This window comes from Treponema sp. R6D11 (assembly GCF_054786075.1).
Genome location: NZ_BDHD01000676.1, coordinates 1 through 629, shown reverse-complemented (window position 1 = coordinate 629; position 629 = coordinate 1). Strand labels below are relative to the sequence as shown.

The following is a 629-nucleotide window of genomic DNA, read 5'->3' as shown; positions in this document are numbered from 1 at the left end:
GCAGGGCAGAGGCCCACAGCCAGCGGCGCAGGTGCGTCGTGCGGGGGGCATCGCCGATGGGGGATTCGTTCATCGTCATTCCTCGCTTCCTTCCACCAAGGCGCCGCCCGTGTCGAAGACGGTGCCCGGCCACCAGCCGCCTTCGGACTGTGCCGGCCGGGCCGTGGGCAAGGCCGTGCCTATCAGCAAGGCCATGGCCAGGGCGCCTGCGGCCACACCGGCCAGGCCCGCACCGGCGATGCTGGCGCCGGACCACCAGCCATGCCAGGGCTTGCGGCCGCTGGCGCGCACCGGCCGTGCGGGCGCGGTACGACGGGGCTGCGGCCATGCATGCGGCGATGGTTGGCCTGGCGCATTCGCCATGCCTGGGCGAGCTTGCAAACCGGCCAGTACCGCGCTTGCCAGCGCTGCGCTGGGGGGCGCGACGGCATGGCTGCCGAGCAGCGCGTCGAGTTCATTCGCACGGGCGAGCAAGGCCCGGGCCGCAGGCGCAAAGGCCGGCTGTTCCATCAGCGCGCGTGCCGCCGCCTGCTCCTGTGCCGGCCAGCGCCGCAGGTCGGCGCCCCAGGCGTCGGCCAATTGTTCAAAGCGATCTGGCGTCATGGCGGTGATCCTCCAGGGTCTGCGGG

The 629-nt window shown here is 73.0% G+C and carries 1 protein-coding gene; it reads right to left on the bottom strand.

Annotated elements, in window-relative coordinates; genetic code table 11:
* Positions 1-75 precede the first annotated feature (75 nt).
* The coding region (locus tag ACYVTD_RS15430) for a hypothetical protein (protein ID WP_461248582.1) at positions 76-629 on the bottom strand (554 nt) is incomplete at its 5' end.